Raw genomic sequence first — 16,134 nt, 5'->3', positions numbered from 1 at the left:
GCTATTTTTAATAGTCAAGACGCAACCAGCGCCTCTACCTGGACCGCGCAGTCGTAGAACGTCGGCCCCGCGCCCATGTCCGTCAGGCGCTGGCTCGTGACCTCGTTGACGTTGGTGCCGCCATGCCCCAGCTTGCGCCACCAGATGCCCAGGCCGTTGACCACGCCGGCGCGCGCGCGCCCGTTGAGCGTGGCGTGGCATTCGTAGCTGCCGCGGTCGTTGAACACGCGCACCAGGGCGCCGTCGGCGATGCCGCGCGCGGCGGCGTCGTCGGGGTGCAGCTCCAGCAGCGGGCGGCCCTCGATGTCGCGCAGGCTTTGCAGGCTCACGAAGGTGGAGTTGAGGAAGTTGCGCGCCGGCGGCGAGATCATGGCCAGCGGGTAGGCGGCCGCGCTGCCCGCCGCCTCGTGGTTGGGCACGTGGCCGGGCAGCGGGTCCAGGCCCTGCCGGGCAAGGCGCTCGCTGTAGAACTCGCAGCGGCCCGAGGGCGTGGGAAAGCCCCCTTCGGCAAACGGGGCGTCGGGCACGGGCAGCGGGGCGAAGCCGTCGGCGAGCAGCCGTGGGAAGTCCACGGCCTCGCCATAGGCCTGGCGGCACAGCTGCTCGTCCGTGTCGGCGAAGCAGGGCTCGGCGAAGCCCATGCGCGCCGCCAGGTCGCGGAAGATCCGCGCGTTGCTGCGCGCCTGGCCCTGCGGCGCAATGGCCGGGCGGTTGAGCAGCACGTCCGTGTGGCCGTAGGCCGGGTGCACGTCCCAGTGTTCGAGCTGCGTGGTGGCCGGCAGGATGTAGTCGGCGTAGTCGGCCGTGTCGGTCTGGAAATGCTCCAGCACCACGGTGAACAGATCCTCGCGCGCGAAGCCCCGCGCCACCTTGGGCGAGTCGGGCGCCACGGCCACGGGGTTGCTGTTGTAGACCACCAGGGCCTCGATCTTCGGACCGAAGGCGGGCGAGGCTGCGCGCAGCAGGTCGTCGCCTATGGTCACCATGTTGATGGTGCGCGGCGCGCGGCCGGCCAGCAGCTCGGGGCGCTGCAGCCGCGCGCGGTCCACGGGAAACGCGCCCGAGCTCGACAGCAGCACGCCGCCCGCGCGCTGGCGCCACGCGCCCGTGAGCGCCGGCAGGCAGGCAATGGCGCGCACCGCGTTGCCGCCGCCATGCACGCGCTGCACGCCGTAGTTCAGGCGGATGGCGGCGGGCTTCGTCGTCCCGTAGTCGCGCGCCAGGCGGCGGATCTGCTCCACGGGGAGGCCGCAGACCTCGGCTGCGCGCTCGGGCGGGAATGTGAGCGCGCGTTCGCGCAGCTGCGGCCAGCCGAGCGTGTGGCGGGTGATGTAGTCGTGGTCCAGCCAGTCGTTTTCGATCAGCTCGTGCATCAGCGCCAGGGCCAGCGCGGCGTCGGTGCCGGGGCGCAGCTGCAGGTGCTCGTGGCATTTCTCGGCGGTCTCGGTGCGGCGCGGGTCTATGCACACCAGGCGCGCGCCGTCCCGCTTGGCCTGCTGGGCGATGCGCCAGAAGTGCAGGTTGCTGCCGATGGAGTTGCTGCCCCAGATGAGGATGAGCTTGGATTCGGCGAAGAACTCCACCTTCATGCCCACCTTGCCGCCCAGCGTGTGGACGAGCCCCTCGCCGCCCGCCGTGGAGCAGATGCTGCGGTGGAGCAGCGACGCGCCCAGGCGGTGGAAGAAGCGCCGGTCCATGCTCTCGCCCTGCACCAGGCCCATGGTACCCGCGTAGCTGTAGGGCAGGATGGCCTGCGCGTCACGCGCGGCGATCGCGCCCAGGCGCCGGGCGATGTCGTCCAGCGCCTCGTCCCACGGCACGGGCGCGAATTGGCCGCTGCCCTTGGGGCCGGTGCGCTTCAGGGGCGTGAGGATGCGGTCCGCGTGGTGCGTGCGCTCGGCATAGCGCGATACCTTGGCGCACAGCACGCCGCCCGTCTGCGCGTGCGCCGGGTTGCCCTGCACGCGCACGGCGCGGCCGTTTTCCACGGTGGTCAGCAGGGCGCAGGTGTCGGGGCAGTCATGCGGGCAGGCGCCGCGCACCTGGGTGGCGGCGCTGGTGCTGGACGATGCAATGGTCATGGGCTGGGGCCTGATTCGGTGGCGGCCGGCCATTTCACCATGGACCGGCGGCGCCGGCCAGCGGCGGGGTTTCTTTGGCTCGCAGGGCCATGCGGCGCCGGGTTTGGCAGGCATTGCGGGCCGGGCTAGACTGTGGCGCTCCAAGGAAAACCGGCTCCGAACATCATGAAAATCCTAGACGCCATCGCCGCAGCAGCCCCCGCCATCGCCGCCGTGCGGCGCGACATCCATGCCCACCCCGAGCTGTGCTTCAAGGAGGAACGCACGGCCGACGTGATCGCGGCCCAGCTGACCGAGTGGGGCATCCCCATCCACCGCGGCCTGGGCACCACGGGCGTGGTGGGCATCGTGCACGGGCGCGACGGCGGCGCCTGCGGCCGCGCCGTGGGCCTGCGCGCCGACATCGACGCCCTGCCCATGCAGGAGTTCAACACCTTCGCCCACGCCAGCCGGCATGCGGGCAAGATGCACGCCTGCGGCCATGACGGCCACACGGCCATGCTGCTGGCGGCGGCGCAGTATTTCGCCAGGCACCGCGACTTCGACGGCACGGTGTACCTGATCTTCCAGCCGGCCGAGGAGGGCGGCGGCGGCGCGCGCGAGATGATCAAGGACGGCCTGTTCGAGCGCTTCCCCATGCAGGCCGTGTTCGGCATGCACAACTGGCCCGGCATGCCCGCGGGCAGCTTCGCCGTGAGCCCCGGGCCGGTGATGGCGTCGAGCAACGAGTTCAAGATCACCATCCATGGCAAGGGCAGCCATGGGGCCATGCCGCACCTGGGCATAGACCCCGTGCCAGTGGCCTGCCAGATGGTGCAGGCTTTCCAGACCATCATCAGCCGCAACAAGAAGCCCATCGAGGCCGGCGTGATCTCCGTCACCATGATCCAGGCGGGCGAGGCCACCAACGTGGTGCCCGACTTCTGCGTGCTGCAGGGCACGGTGCGCACTTTCTCCATCGAGCTGCTGGACATGATCGAGCGGCGCATGCGCCAGGTGGCCGAACACACCTGCGCGGCGTTCGAGGCCACGTGCGAGTTCGGGTTCCTGCGCAACTACCCGCCCACGGTGAACTCCGCGGCCGAGGCGGAGTTCGCGCGCCGGGTGATGGCCGGCATCGTGGGCGAGGACAAGGTGCTGCCGCAGGAGCCCACGGGCGGGGCCGAGGACTTCTCCTTCATGCTGCAGGCCAAGCCGGGCGCCTACGTCTTCATCGCCAACGGCGACGGCGGCCACCGCGACATGGGCCATGGCGCCGGCCCGTGCACGCTGCACAACCCGAGCTACGACTTCAACGACGCGCTGATCCCGCTGGGCGGCACCTACTGGGTGGAGCTGGCGCGCCAGTGGCTGGCGCAGCCGGCGGCATAAAAAAGAACGGTCGTTCGTATGTTGGCTACACTGCGGGTTTTTGATTAGGAGACCCGCATGTCCGACCTGAACGCCGCCTTCGAGGCCGCCGTCGCCAACTCCAAGCTGCTGACCGAGCGCCCCGACAACCCCACGCTGCTGAAGATCTACGCCCTGTACAAGCAGGCCACGGCGGGCGACAACGCCGAGAAGAAGCCGAGCTTCTCCGACATCGTGGGCCGCGCCAAATGGGACGCCTGGGAAAAGCTCAAGGGCACGGCCAGCGACGCGGCCAAGCAGCAGTACATCGACCTCATCGAATCGCTGCGCGGCTGAGGTCAGCCGGCCAGCGCCTTGAGCGCCTCCTCGCGCCCGGGCTGCGGCATCTTCGCCAGGGCCCGGACGGCCGCATGAAAGCGCGGCCAGTCGCGCCCCTCGCGCTCGAACAGCGCCACGAAGGCCGGCACCAGGTCGTCGTAGGCGCCCTGCGCCGCGAAGCTGGCGTTGTTGGCTTCGCGCACCCACTGGTCCAGGGGCGCCAGCTGCGCGGGCGGCGTGTGCGCCGCCAGCCAGCGCGAGCGCAGCAGCGCATAGTCGGCATGGAATTGCCGCATTGCTTCCGATTTCATAGCTGCAAGGGTAGTGTGGCCTGGCGTTGTATCGCTATTTTGCTCATAAATGGCCGCCAGGCGCTCGCGCGTGGCGCGCGTGAGGGCGCGGAACTGCGCGCGACGCTGCTCGCTGGCGGAGAACTGCGCGCGCACCGCGGGCGTGGCATGCCGCTCCAGCCAGCGCTGCACGCCCAGGCGCTCCACGGCCGTGGCGTAGGACTCGTTGAACGCCGTGTCGCCCTCGGCGTAGACCTGCTGGTGCGCCAGCTCGTGGAACAGCAGGCGCACGAAGTCTCCCTCGGGCCAGGCGATGAAGGTGGACAGCAGCGGATCGCCGCCCAGCCAGTTGCTGTAGCCCAGCGTGGAATAGGCGGGCACGCCGTATACGTTCACCTCCAGCCCCGTGGCGGCCAGCCGGGCGGCTTCGGCGCGGGCGTCGGCCTCGTCGAAGTAGCCGCGGTAGCCTATGCAGCCGGTGACGGGAAAGCACCAGCGGTGGAGCTCAAGCGAGTAGGGCCCGGCCGCCACCACGTTCCACACGGCCGCGCTGCGGTCCAGGCGCGCGTAGCGCCGGTAGCTGGCGTTGTCGGGCAGGGCCAGGTCGGTGACGGCGAAGGCGCGCGCCTTCCGGGCCAGCTCCAGCCGCGCGCGCAGCGGCGCCGGGGTGTCCGGGCTGTCGATCCATTCCTGCACGGGGCGGGCCGCCTGCAGCAGCGCCAGATGCCCGCGCAGCGACTGCCAGTAGTAGCCGGGCGTGCCGCCCGAATGCGCGCAGCCCGAGAGAAGCAGGGCGAGCAGCGGGATGAGGAGTGATGAGGCGATGCGTTGCATGACGGTTGCAGAATACCGCCATGCCAGACACCACCGACACAGGCCTGTTCACCGACGACGGCGGCCACGCGCGCTGCTTCTGGTGCCGCGCCTCGCCGCTGTACCGCCACTACCACGACCATGAATGGGGCTTTCCCGTGGCGGACGAGCGCCGCCTGTTCGAGAAGCTCTGCCTGGAGGGCTTCCAGGCGGGCCTGTCCTGGATCACCATCCTGAACAAGCGCGAGGCCTTCCGCGCGGCGATGGCGAACTTCGAGGCCGAGGAGCTGGCGCGCTTCGGCCCGGCCGAGGTCGAGCGCCTGATGGGCGATGCGGCCATCGTGCGCCACCGCGGCAAGATCGAATCGGCCATCAACAACGCGCGGCGCGTGCTCGAACTGCGCGGCGAGTTCGGCTCGCTGGCCGCCTACGTCTGGCGCTATGCGCCGCAGGCCGCGCAGGACAGGCCCGGGCGCATGACGCTCGAAGCCGTGCGCGCACTCACGACCAGCGCGGCGTCGGCGGCGCTGTCCAAGGACCTGAAGAAACGGGGCTTCAGCTTCGTCGGCCCCACGACCATGTACGCCTTCATGCAGGCCATGGGGCTGGTCAACGACCACATCGAGGGCTGCGGCGCGCGCGCCGCGGCGCAGGCGGCGCGGGCCGCATTTGCCCCGCCCCAATGAAAAACAGCCCTCCAAGGAGGGCTGCCCGCGTTGCCACCGGGTGGCGGCGAATCAGCCGTGGCGCTTGCCAGGATTCTTCTTGCTGCGCGTGGCCGTGCCGCGCTCCAGGCTCACGCGCTGGCCGCGGCCATGCGTGGCCACGGGCATGCCGGGCATGGGGGTGGGACGGGGGGTGCGCTTGCGATCGGCTTCGGTGACGATTTTGTTGCCCATGATGGCTCCTGCAATGAATGAACGGTGAAAACCCCCTATTAGGCCATACCCGTGGGACCCCCTGGCCTATAGACGGCCTCCATGCTCCCAATAAAGTAGCTGAAAGCGATTTATGGGAAAGCGATTAACGCCGATTTGACGTATGCCGCATTGCGACCTACCCTCATGCGGGGCCGCGCGCTTTCGGCCGGGGCTGCACCCTCGTGTCGGCCTTGGCCGATTGACGGGGCCGCGCGCAGTCTCCAAGAATCGCGTTTGCCGAAAAGGTAGGAGGGCATGTCATGAAGCATCTGCTCAATTCCCTGGAGTCCAGCCTGGCGCTGTCGCCGGTCGGCATCGCCGTGGAACTGCCCGGCGGCCTGCGCCTGGGCAATGCCAATGCCGACCTGCGCCTGCGCTTTCGCGACCGCATGGCGGTCGTGGCGCTGGCCATGGGCGAGATCGGCAACGTGGGCGCGGCCATCGTCGAGGGCCGCGTGGCGCTGGAGGGCAGCATGCGCCAGCTCATGGCGGCGGCGGCGGCCATGCTGCGCTTCGATCCGGCGCGCGACGAACAGGTCAAGTGGTGGCGGCGCGTGCTGCTGCGCGCACGCTCCATGGCCGCCCACACGCGGACCCGGGACGCGCAGCACATCCAATACCACTACGACCTTTCCGACGATTTCTACGCCCTGTGGCTGGACCCGCGGCGCGTCTATTCCTGTGCCTATTTCCGCGCGGACGGCATGACCCTGGCCCAGGCGCAGGAGGCCAAGCTCGACCACATCTGCAGGAAGCTCATGCTGCGCCCCGGCGAGCGCTTCTTGGACGTGGGCGCGGGCTGGGGCGGCCTGCTGCTGTGGGCCGCCGAGCATTACGGCGTGGACGCCACGGGCATCACCCTGTCGCGCAACCAGCATGCCCACGTGCAGCGGCTCATCGAGGAGCGCGGCCTGCAGGGCCGGGTGCGCATGCAGCTGCTCGACTACCGCGTGCTGCAGGTGCCCGAGCCCTTCGACAAGATCGCGTCGGTCGGCATGTTCGAGCATGTGGGCCATGCGCAGATGGGGCATTACTTCGCCACCGTGCACCGCCTGCTGCGCCCCGGCGGCCTGCTGATGAACCACGGCATCACGGCCGGCGGGCTGGACAACGCCGCCGGCCTGGGCGCCGGCCTGGGCGACTTCATCGAGCGCTACATCTTCCCCGGCGGCGAGCTGATGCACGTGAGCCGGGCCTTGCAGGAGATGGCACGCGCCGGACTGGAAATGGTGGATACGGAAAACCTGCGCCCGCACTACGCGCGCACGCTGTGGGCCTGGTCGGATGCGCTGGAGGCGCAGCTCCATGATGCGCGCCGCATCCTCGTGGACCAGCATGGCCAGGAGCAGGGCGAGAAGGCCCTGCGCGCCTACCGCCTCTACCTGGCGGGCTGCGCGCTGGCGTTCGAGCATGGCTGGATCGCGCTGCACCAGATACTGGCCGCGCGCCCCACGGGCGAGGTCGCGGCAGGGGTACTCGCGGGCGCGCAGTCGGACTATCCTTTCAACCGCGCCTACATGTACGAAGATGGGGCTGCGGCGCGTGCCGCGCCCTGATTTTTTTCCTGGATATTCAGATGCTCTTCAAATTCAAATCCCGCGCCACGGCCGACCTCATCATGCTCGAGCCCAATGGCCGGCAGCTGCTGGAAATCATCGGCAAGGCCCCCGACCCCCACGGCATCGTGACCGCAGCGCAGATCCCCGCCGCCATCGCCGCCCTGGAGGCTGCCGTGGTCGCCGACGAGGCGAATGCCGGCGCACCCGCCGAGGAGGCGGAAGACGCCGGCGACGGGCAGCAGCCCCCGCGCGACACCGTGCGGCTGCGCCAGCGCGCGGCGCCGTTCATCGACATGCTGCGCCGCAGCGCCGCCGAAGACCACGACGTGGTCTGGTGAGCGGCGCCCCCGGGCGCGCGGGTCAGTCCACCTTGGCGCCCGAGGCCTTGACCACCTGCGCCCACTTGCGGTGCTCGCTATCGATCAGGCCGGCGAATTCGGCCGGCGTGTTGCCGCCCGGGATGGCGCCCTGGGCCAGCAGCCGCTCCTTCACGGCCGGCGAGGCGAGCGCCTTGGCCACCTCCTGCTGCAGGCGCTGCACCACGTCGGGCGGCGTGCCCGCGGGCGCGAGCAGGCCGAACCAGGAGCTGGCCTCGAAGCCCTTGAGCGCGGGGCCGCCGGCCTCTTCCACCGTGGGCACGTCGGGCAGCGCGGCCGAGCGCTGGGCGCTGGTCACGGCCAGCGCCTTGAGCTTGCCCCCCTTGATGTGCGCCATGGACGAGGGCAGGTTGTCGAACATCACGTCCATGTTGCCGCCCACCATGTCCAGCAGCGCCGGGGCCGAGCCGCGGTAGGGCATGTGCAGCATGAAGGTGCCGGTCATGGTCTTGAACAGCTCGCCCGCCAGGTGGATGGAGGTGCCGTTGCCGCTCGAGGCCATGTTGAGCTTGCCCGGATTGGCCTTGGCGTAGCGTATGAAGTCCTGCACATTGCCGATGCCCAGGGCGCGCGCCTTCTCGGTGTTCATGACCATGACGTTGGGCACCGAGGCCACCAGCGTGATGGGCGCGAAGTCCTTGATCGGGTCGTAGGGCAGCCTGGCGTACAGCGCGCGGTTGATGCCGTGCGTGCCCACCGTGCCCATGAGCAGCGTGTAGCCGTCGCCCGCCGACTTGGCCACCAGCTCCGCGCCGATGTTGCCGCCCGCGCCGCCGCGGTTGTCCACGATGAACTGCTGGCCGAAGGCCTTGCCCAGCTCCGGCGCGATGGCGCGCGCCAGGATGTCGGTGGTGCCGCCGGCCGCAAAGGGCACGACGATGCGCACGGGCTTGGTGGGCCAATGGGCCTGGGCTTGCGCGGCGCCGGCGGCGCCCAGGCCCAGGGCGAAGGCGGCGGCAATGGCGCGCAGTGACTGGCGGCGTGGGGTGTCGATGTGCATGCGTTCTCCCGGGGAATGTGAAGAAAGCACCGTTTGTAGGCCGGCAGGGGCGCGCATGGGCCGCAGGATTGCCCGCAATGGCCCAATAAAAAAGCCCGGTGCATGGGCACCGGGCTTTGGAGGGCCTGCCTGCGGGGCGGGATCAATCCGCGTAGGAGCCGGCGGCCTTGATGACCGCGCCCCACTTGGCGGTCTCGGACTGCACGAACTTCTTGTGCTCGGCGGGTTCGAGGCGCTTGTCGGTGGTGATCACGGCGCCCAGGGCCTCCTCGTTCTTGACGAACTGCGGGTCCTTGAGCGCGACCTTCAGCGCGTCGTTGATGGTCTTGACCACGGCCGCGGGCGTGCCCTTGGGTGCGTACAGGCCGTGCCAGATCGTGACCTGGAAGTCCTTCAGGCCCAGCTCCTGCAGCGTGGGCAGGTCCTTGAGCGCGGGCGTTGCCAGGCGCTTGGGCGTGGTCACGGCGTAGGCCTTGACCTTCTTGGCCTCGATCTGGCTGGTGGTGTTGGTGGTCTGGTCGCACAGCAGGTCCACCTGGTTGCCCATCAGGTCGGCGATGGCGGGCGCGGCGCCCTTGTAGGGCACGGGCGTCATCTCGGTCTGGAGCGCGCTCTGGAACATCAGGCCGCACAGGTGCGAGGCCGATCCCAGCCCGGCGTTGGCCAGGTTGACCTTGCCCTTGTTGGCGGCGATCCAGGCCGTCAGTTCCTTGTAGTTGTTGGCCGGCAGCGTGGGCTTGCCGATCAGCGTCATGGGCACGTCGTTGATGATGCCCAGGTACTCGAAGTCGTTCTCGACGTTGAAGGGCAGCTTGCGGTACATGCTGGGCACGGTGGCCATGCCGATGTGGTTGAGCAGCAGCGTGTAGCCGTCCGGCGTGGCGCGCGCCACCTTGGCCATGCCGATCGAGCTGCCGGCGCCGGCCGTGTTGTCCACGACGATGGTGGCGCCGCCCAGGGGCTTGCGCAGCGCCTCGGCCAGGTCGCGCGCCACGCGGTCGGTGGGGCCGCCCGCGGTGAAGGGCACGACGATGGTGATGGTCTTGCCGGCTGCCGGATAGGTCTGGGCGGAGACGCCGAAGGCGGCCAGGATGGTGGCCGCGCCCAGGGCGAGCTTGAAGGGGTGGTTCATGATGCTCCTTGAGAAAAAACGCAATGATAGAGAGGTCGCGTGGCGCCCGCCGTGCAAGGGCCGCCCCGCGGCACTGGCGCGTCCCCTTTCCCACGCGCAGCACGAGAGAAGGGGGAAGGCGCAAAGCGCCTCGGGACGTCAGCGATAACTGCGCGCGTCCTCGATGACCTTGCCGTCGTTGGGCAGGCTTCCCGGCGGCAGCATCTGCACCTCGCCGCGCAGCTTGGTGACCTCGCGCAGCGCCTCGGCCAGCAGCTGCGCCAGGCCGGCGGCGGTCTCGGTGGTTTCGACCTGCAGCACCATCTGGTCGTTGGCCATCTCGCCGCTGACCACCAGGCGCGCGCGCTGCACCTGCGGAAAGCGCTTGGCGACGGCTGCCACCTGGCCCGGGTGCACGAACATGCCGCGTACCTTGGTGGTCTGGTCTGCGCGGCCCAGCCAGCCCTTGATGCGGGTGTTGGTGCGGCCCGTGGGGCAGGCGCCGGGCAGCACGGCCGACAGGTCGCCGGTGCCGAAGCGGATCAGTGGGTAGTCGGGGTTGAGCGTGGTCACGACCAGTTCGCCTACCTCGCCCTCGGGCACGGGGTCGCCCGTGCCGGGGCGCACGATCTCGACGACCACGCCCTCGTCGAGCACCAGGCCCTCGCGCGCCTCGGTCTCGTAGGCGATCAGGCCCAGGTCGGCAGTGCCGTAGCACTGGTAGCCCGTCACGCCCCGCTCGGCGAACCAGTCGCGCAGCGAGGGCGGGAAGGCCTCGGCCGAGAACAGGGCCTTGGTCACGCTGGGCAGCGCCACCTGCATCTCGGCGGCCTTCTCCAGGATGATCTTCAAAAAGCTGGGCGTGCCGATGTAGCCCGCGGGCCTGAGCTCGGCCATGGCCTGCACCTGCTGCTCGGTCTGGCCCGTGCCGCCCGGAAACACGGTGCAGCCCAGGGCGTGGGCGGCCGTCTCCATCATCGAGCCGGCGGGCACGAAGTGGTAGGAAAAGCAGTTGTGCGCCAGGTCGCCGGCGCGAAAGCCCGCGGCGTACAGGGCGCGGGCCATGCGCCAGTAGTCGGGGCGCGCGCCCTCGGGTTCGTAGATCGGGCCGGGGCTGGCGAACACGCGCGGCATGGCGGCGCCAAAGCCGATGCCGGCAAAGCCGCCGAAGGGGCCGTGCGCGCGCTCGGCCTGCTGGCGCTCCAGCAGTTCGTGCTTGCGTGTCACGGGCAGCCGCGCCAGGGCGGCGCGGCTGGCGATGGAGGCGGCATCCACGCCGGCCAGGATGCTGGCGAATGCGGGGCTGGCCTGCTGGGCGTGGGCGATCTGGCGCGGCAGTGCGGCCATGAGGGCGGCTTCGCGCTCTGCCGGAGAGCGGGTTTCCAGGGCGTCGTAGAACGGACTCATGCCATGCTTTCCTATGCGTGTGGATTTTAGTCGAACATGCTGCAAGCGCAGGCTGGACAAGCGCCAGCAGCTATGAAAAATGAATCATGCGAGCCAGCGCTTGCGGCGCTTGTAGCTCTTCACGTCCTTGAAGCTCTTGCGCTCGCCGCCGCCCACGCCGAGGTAGAACTCCTTCACGTCCTCGTTGCTGGCCAGGTCGGAGGCAGAGCCGTCCATCACGATGCGGCCGCTTTCCATGATGTAGCCGTAGTCGGAATATTTGAGCGCCATGTTGGTGTTCTGCTCGGCCAGCAGGAAGGTGGTGCCTTCTTTATGGTTCAGGTCCTTGACGATGTGGAACACCTCTTCCACGATCTGCGGCGCCAGGCCCATGGAGGGTTCGTCGAGCAGCACGATGCTGGGGTTGCTCATGATGGCGCGGCCAATGGCGCACATCTGCTGCTCGCCGCCCGAGGTGTAGGCGGCCTGGCTTTTCTGGCGCGTCTTCAGGCGCGGGAAGTAGGTGTACACCTTCTCCAGGTTGGCTGCGATCTCGCCCTTGTCGGTGCGGGTGTAGCTGCCGGTGAGCAGGTTTTCCTCGATGGTCAGGTGGGCGAAGCAGTGGCGCCCCTCCATCACCTGCACCACGCCGCGCTTGACCATGTCCGAGGGCGAGAGGTTTTGAATGGGTTCGCCGCGCAGCTCGATGCTGCCCTTGGTGACTTCGCCGCGCTCGCCCTTGAGCAGGTTGGAGATGGCGCGCAGGGTGGTGGTCTTGCCCGCGCCGTTGCCGCCGAGCAGGGCGACGATGCCTTTTTCGTGCAGCTGCAGCGACACGCCCTTGAGCACCAGGATCACATGGTTGTAGATGACTTCGATGCCGTTGACCACGAGCACGGGCGGGGCAGGGTTGGGGGTGGTGGCGGTTCGGGTGTCGGTCATGGTTTCACCGTTGCTCATCAAAAGGAATGACGGCCCGTGGGGAATCCGCGCCACATTGCGTGGCACGGGGCGCGGATTCCGCCGGGTTTGCTGGTTGGCAGATCAGTTGCAGGTGCGGACCTTGATGTTCTTGTCCTTGGCGTACTTCTCCGCGTACTCCTTGACCAGCGGATCGATCAGCGACTTGTCGGCCTGGTACCAGTCGGAGACCACGACCCACTTGCTGCCGTTCCACTGCGCGACGCGCGCCCAGTCGGCGCCCAGGTGGTTTTCGCAGCTGGTCTTGAAGGGGCGCAGCATCTTGCCGAAGCCCAGCTCGTTCAGGCGCTCCTGCGTGAGGTTCAGGTTTTCGAGGCCCCAGCGCACCTGCTCCGGCGTCATGAGCTTGCCCTTGCCGAATTTCTCTTGCGCGGTGCGGATGCCTTCGACCTGCAGCATGGCGATCATCATGCCGCGCGTGTGGGCGAGGGCGCCCAGTTCCTTCGCGTCGCCGGCGGAGCCCTGGCCCTTGTCGTAGAGCATGGCCTTGACTTCGTCGTGCACCTTGTCGCGCTCGGCGGTGTTGTGGATGGTGACGGTGTTGTAGCCCTTGGCGCCGTCGATGCCCTTCACGTCATGGTCCGAGCCGCCCCACCAGATGGCGTACATCTTCTCGCGCGCAAAGCCGGTGGCCTGCGCTTCGCGGATGGCGGTGGGCGTCATCACGCCGGCGGACCACAGGATCACGTAGTCGGGGCGGTTCTGGCGCACCTGCAGCCAGGTGGCCTTCTGCTCCACGCCGGGCGCGGTGACCGGCAGCTTGATCAGCTCGAAGCCTTCCTTGGCGGCGCGCTTTTCCAGCAGCGGGATCGGCTCCTTGCCGTAGGGCGAGTCGTGGTAGATCAGGGCAATCTTCTTGCCCTTGAGGTTGCCCTTCTCCTTCTTCAGGATGTCCTGGGTGATGGCGTCGGCCGCCGTCCAGTAGGTGCCCAGCAGCGGGAAGTTCCACTCGAACACCTTGCCGTCCACCGACTGCGACAGGCCGTAGCCGGGCGTGATGACGGAGACCTTGTCGATGGGCGCCTTTTCCGATACGGCGAAGGTGATGCCGGTGGACTGGGTGTCGAAGCCCACGGCGCCGCCGCCCTTGCCCTTGAGGCGTTCGTAGCATTCCACGCCCCGGCTGGTGTCGTAGGCGGTCTCGCACTCCTCGAAGGCGAGTTTCACGCCGTTGATGCCGCCCTTGGCATTGACGAGCTTGAGATAGTCCAGCTTGCCGTCGGCCCATGGGATGCCCAGGGGGGCGAACTGGCCGGTGCGGTAGGACAGCAGCGGGACGAATTGCTCCTGGGCCTGCGCCGAGGCGCTGGCGGCAAGGCCCATGCCCGCCAAGGCGAGTGCGGCGGCTGCGGTCAGACGGTGAAGTTTCATGCGTGTCTCCTGGTTGTGGCTTGAATTACTGCGGGCGCATGGCTTGCACAGCGGCGTGTGCAGGCCACGCGACCTAGCTTACTTGCAGTCGGTGCGGCGGGCGATCTTTTTGTCGGCCAGGTACTTGTCGCCGTGCTCCTTGATGAGCGGGTCGAGCACCTTGGCGTCGGCCTGGTACCAGTCGGAGGTGTATTTCCAGTCCTTGCCGTCCCAGGCGTACACGCGCGCGGCGCTGGAGCCCATGTGGTTGGAGCAGCTCGTGGCGAAGGGCTGCATCACGCCCTCGAAGCCCAGCTCCTTCAGGCGCTTGGCGTCGAGCTTGAGGTTTTCCATGCCCCAGCGCACCTGCTCGCCGGTCATGACCTTGCCCTTGCCGAATTTTTCCTGCGCCGTGCGCACGGCCTCCACGGCCAGCATCTGCGTGATCATGCCGTGTACGTAGAGCACGGTGCCGACTTCGTCGCGCGGGCCGGTGCCCTGCTTGGCGTCGTGCACGATTTTGAGTACGTCCTGCATCACCTTGGACTTGGCGCCATGGGTGAAGAGCGAGAGCGCGTTGAAGCCCTTGGCGCTGTCGCCCACGTCACGCACGGCCGGCTCGGTGCCGCCCCACCAGATGCTGTACATCTTCTCGCGCGGGAAGCCCGTGGCCTGCGCTTCCTTGAGCGCCGTGCTGTTCATCACGCCCCAGCCCCACAGCAGCAGGAAGTCGGGGCGGTTCTGGCGCACCTGCAGCCAGGTGGACTTCTGCTCCACGCCGGGCGCCGTCACGGGCATCATCTGCAGGATGAAGCCGTGCATCTGCGCGCGCTTTTCCAGCAGTGGAATGGCGTCCTTGCCGTAAGGGCTGTCGTGGTACACGTAGGCAATCTTCTTGCCCTTGAGCTTGTCCAGACCGCCGACCTGCTTGCCCAGGTGCTGGATCAGGATGTCCGTGGCGGTCCAGTAGCTGCCCAGGAAGGGGAAGTTCCACGGGAAGGCGGTGCCGTCCTGCGAGATCGACATGCCGTAGCCCTGCGTCATCAGCGGGATCTTGTCCACGGCGGTCTTTTCCGTCAGCGCGAAGGTGATGCCGGTGGCCAGCGGATCGACCACGGCCACGCCGGGGCGGGTCTTGAGGCGCTCGTAGCACTCCACGCCACGGTCGGTGAGGTAGGCGGTTTCGCACTCTTCGTAGGTGAGCTTGACCCCGTTGACGCCGCCGTCGCGGGTGTTGATGAGCTTGAGGTAGTCCAGCTTGCCGTTGGACCATGGAATGCCGTAGGCCGCGTAGGCGCCCGTGCGGTAGGTCAGTTGCGGAAAGAACTGCTCGCTGGCCTGCGCCGAGGCGCTGGCGGCGAAGCCTGCGCCTGCGGCAGCCAGTGTGGCGGCAAGCGCCAGGCGGGTGAGTCTCTGCATGGATGTCTCCTTGGGGCTGAACGAAAAAGTTGTGATGGACCGGCGCTCTGGCGCTTGCTGTTCGATCGCTGGGAGCTACTCTTTACGTAGCAAAATCAGTGCGGGAAGGGCCACACCCGCATCTTCTGCTTGCCGGTGGACCACAGCTTGGCGATGCCGTGCGGCTCGACGATCAGGAACCAGACGATGAGCGCGCCGAAGATGATGAATTCGGCGTGGGAGATGCCGGCGGTGGAAATCTGCATGCCGAACAGGTTGGCGATGGCGGGCAGCAGCAGGTTCAGCACGATGGGCAGCACCACGATGAAGGCGGCGCCGAAGAAGCTGCCCATGATGGAGCCCATCCCGCCGATGATGACCATGAACAGCAGCTTGAACGAGATGTCCACCGAGAACGCGGCGGGCTCCCAGGCCCCCAGGTGCACGAAGCCCCACAGCGCACCGGCCACGCCGACGATGAAGGAGCTGACGGCGAAGGCAGAGAGCTTGGCATACATCGGGCGGATGCCGATCACGCTGGCGGCCACGTCCATGTCGCGGATGGCCATCCACTCGCGGCCGATGGCGCTGCGCACCAGGTTCTTGGCGAGGATGGCGATGATCACCAGCACCGCCAGGCAGAACAGGTACTTGGACTCGGCCGACTGGATGGGCAGGCCGAACACCTCCAGGTTGCTCACCGACACCGAGCCCGAGGGCGAATCGTTGGTGAACCACTTGATGCGCAGGAACATCCAGTCGCTGAAGAACTGCGCTGCCAGCGTGGCCACGGCCAGGTACAGGCCCTTGACGCGCAGGCTGGGCAGGCCGAACAGGATGCCGAAGAAGGTGGCGCACAGGCCGCCCAGGATCAGCGCGGGAATCAACGGCATGCCGGGAATGCGCGCGACGAAGTTGTAGGCGCCGTAGGCTCCCACCGCCATGAAGGCGCCCGAGCCGAGCGAAATCTGGCCGCAGTAGCCCACCAGGATGTTCACCCCCAGCGCGGCCAGCGACATGATGACCAGCGGCGTCAGGATGGCGAGGTAGAAATAGTCGGTGGCCAGCATGGGCACCAGGATGAAGGCCGCCGCCAGCAGCAGCCCGATGGCCACCTTGTCCTGCAGGATGGGGAAGACCTGCTGGTCTGCGCGGTAGCTGGTCTTGAATTGACCGTTCTCACGATAAAACATGGTGCTT

15 protein-coding genes are annotated in these 16,134 nt (G+C 68.3%); 5 read left to right on the top strand and 10 right to left on the bottom strand.

Features of this window, described 5'->3' with window-relative positions; all coding sequences use genetic code 11:
- Window positions 1-14: 14 nt before the first annotated feature.
- Complete coding sequence (locus ACX12L_RS13655; protein WP_459263090.1) at window positions 15-2,081, bottom strand: molybdopterin-containing oxidoreductase family protein; 2,067 nt, start codon at window positions 2,079-2,081, stop codon at window positions 15-17.
- A 165-nt stretch (window positions 2,082-2,246) separates the two neighbouring features.
- Between ACX12L_RS13655 and ACX12L_RS13650 the strand changes: the two genes are divergently transcribed.
- Together ACX12L_RS13650 and ACX12L_RS13645 are read left to right on the top strand one after the other, a co-directional pair.
- Entirely contained in the window at window positions 2,247-3,452 is a 1,206-nt protein-coding gene (locus ACX12L_RS13650) for a M20 aminoacylase family protein (protein WP_459263089.1), read from the top strand.
- A 57-nt stretch (window positions 3,453-3,509) separates the two neighbouring features.
- Window positions 3,510-3,767, top strand: a complete 258-nt coding sequence (locus ACX12L_RS13645; protein ID WP_013517431.1) for an acyl-CoA-binding protein — start codon at window positions 3,510-3,512, stop codon at window positions 3,765-3,767.
- A gap of 2 nt (window positions 3,768-3,769) precedes the next feature.
- Here ACX12L_RS13645 and ACX12L_RS13640 read toward each other — a convergent pair whose 3' ends face one another.
- On the bottom strand, window positions 3,770-4,873 hold the full coding sequence (locus ACX12L_RS13640) for an aminopeptidase (RefSeq protein WP_459263088.1): 1,104 nt from the start codon (window positions 4,871-4,873) through the stop codon (window positions 3,770-3,772).
- Between the two features lie 20 nt (window positions 4,874-4,893).
- On the opposite strand from ACX12L_RS13640, the gene ACX12L_RS13635 reads away from it, so the two are divergent.
- A complete protein-coding gene (locus tag ACX12L_RS13635) occupies window positions 4,894-5,538 on the top strand; it encodes a DNA-3-methyladenine glycosylase I (RefSeq protein ID WP_459263087.1) in 645 nt (214 codons plus the stop codon).
- Between the two features lie 51 nt (window positions 5,539-5,589).
- On the opposite strand, the gene ACX12L_RS13630 is transcribed toward ACX12L_RS13635, so the two are convergent.
- A complete protein-coding gene (locus ACX12L_RS13630; protein ID WP_013517434.1) occupies window positions 5,590-5,751 on the bottom strand; it encodes a hypothetical protein in 162 nt (53 codons plus the stop codon).
- Between the two features lie 281 nt (window positions 5,752-6,032).
- Here ACX12L_RS13630 and ACX12L_RS13625 point away from each other — a divergent pair, with 281 nt between their 5' ends.
- Window positions 6,033-7,328, top strand: a complete 1,296-nt coding sequence (locus ACX12L_RS13625) for a class I SAM-dependent methyltransferase (RefSeq protein ID WP_459263086.1) — start codon at window positions 6,033-6,035, stop codon at window positions 7,326-7,328.
- 20 nt (window positions 7,329-7,348) lie between these two features.
- Window positions 7,349-7,669 carry a DUF1840 domain-containing protein gene (locus tag ACX12L_RS13620; protein WP_459263085.1) on the top strand — a complete coding sequence of 107 codons (321 nt, stop codon included), beginning with the start codon at window positions 7,349-7,351 and terminating at the stop codon, window positions 7,667-7,669.
- 22 nt (window positions 7,670-7,691) lie between these two features.
- Here the strand turns inward: ACX12L_RS13620 and ACX12L_RS13615 are convergent, their stop codons facing one another.
- The 7 genes from ACX12L_RS13615 to ACX12L_RS13585 form a co-directional block, all read right to left on the bottom strand.
- Window positions 7,692-8,708: a tripartite tricarboxylate transporter substrate binding protein gene (locus ACX12L_RS13615; RefSeq protein WP_459263084.1), complete on the bottom strand. Its 1,017-nt coding sequence runs from the start codon at window positions 8,706-8,708 to the stop codon at window positions 7,692-7,694.
- A gap of 142 nt (window positions 8,709-8,850) precedes the next feature.
- Window positions 8,851-9,840 carry a tripartite tricarboxylate transporter substrate-binding protein gene (locus tag ACX12L_RS13610; protein WP_459263083.1) on the bottom strand — a complete coding sequence of 330 codons (990 nt, stop codon included), beginning with the start codon at window positions 9,838-9,840 and terminating at the stop codon, window positions 8,851-8,853.
- Between the two features lie 138 nt (window positions 9,841-9,978).
- Window positions 9,979-11,226, bottom strand: a complete 1,248-nt coding sequence (locus ACX12L_RS13605; RefSeq protein WP_459263082.1) for a phenylacetate--CoA ligase family protein — start codon at window positions 11,224-11,226, stop codon at window positions 9,979-9,981.
- Window positions 11,227-11,310: 84 nt separating this feature from the next.
- A complete protein-coding gene (locus ACX12L_RS13600; protein ID WP_459263081.1) occupies window positions 11,311-12,147 on the bottom strand; it encodes an ABC transporter ATP-binding protein in 837 nt (278 codons plus the stop codon).
- Between the two features lie 102 nt (window positions 12,148-12,249).
- A complete protein-coding gene (locus ACX12L_RS13595; protein WP_459263080.1) occupies window positions 12,250-13,557 on the bottom strand; it encodes an ABC transporter substrate-binding protein in 1,308 nt (435 codons plus the stop codon).
- Between the two features lie 78 nt (window positions 13,558-13,635).
- Entirely contained in the window at window positions 13,636-14,955 is a 1,320-nt protein-coding gene (locus ACX12L_RS13590) for an ABC transporter substrate-binding protein (RefSeq protein ID WP_459263079.1), read from the bottom strand.
- A gap of 95 nt (window positions 14,956-15,050) precedes the next feature.
- Complete coding sequence (locus ACX12L_RS13585; RefSeq protein ID WP_459263078.1) at window positions 15,051-16,127, bottom strand: branched-chain amino acid ABC transporter permease; 1,077 nt, start codon at window positions 16,125-16,127, stop codon at window positions 15,051-15,053.
- Window positions 16,128-16,134 lie beyond the last annotated feature (7 nt).

It is taken from the genome of Alicycliphilus sp. T452 (genome assembly GCF_054512775.1).
The sequence above is the reverse complement of the archived record's forward strand: the minus strand, read 5'-3'. Positions and strand labels throughout refer to the sequence as shown.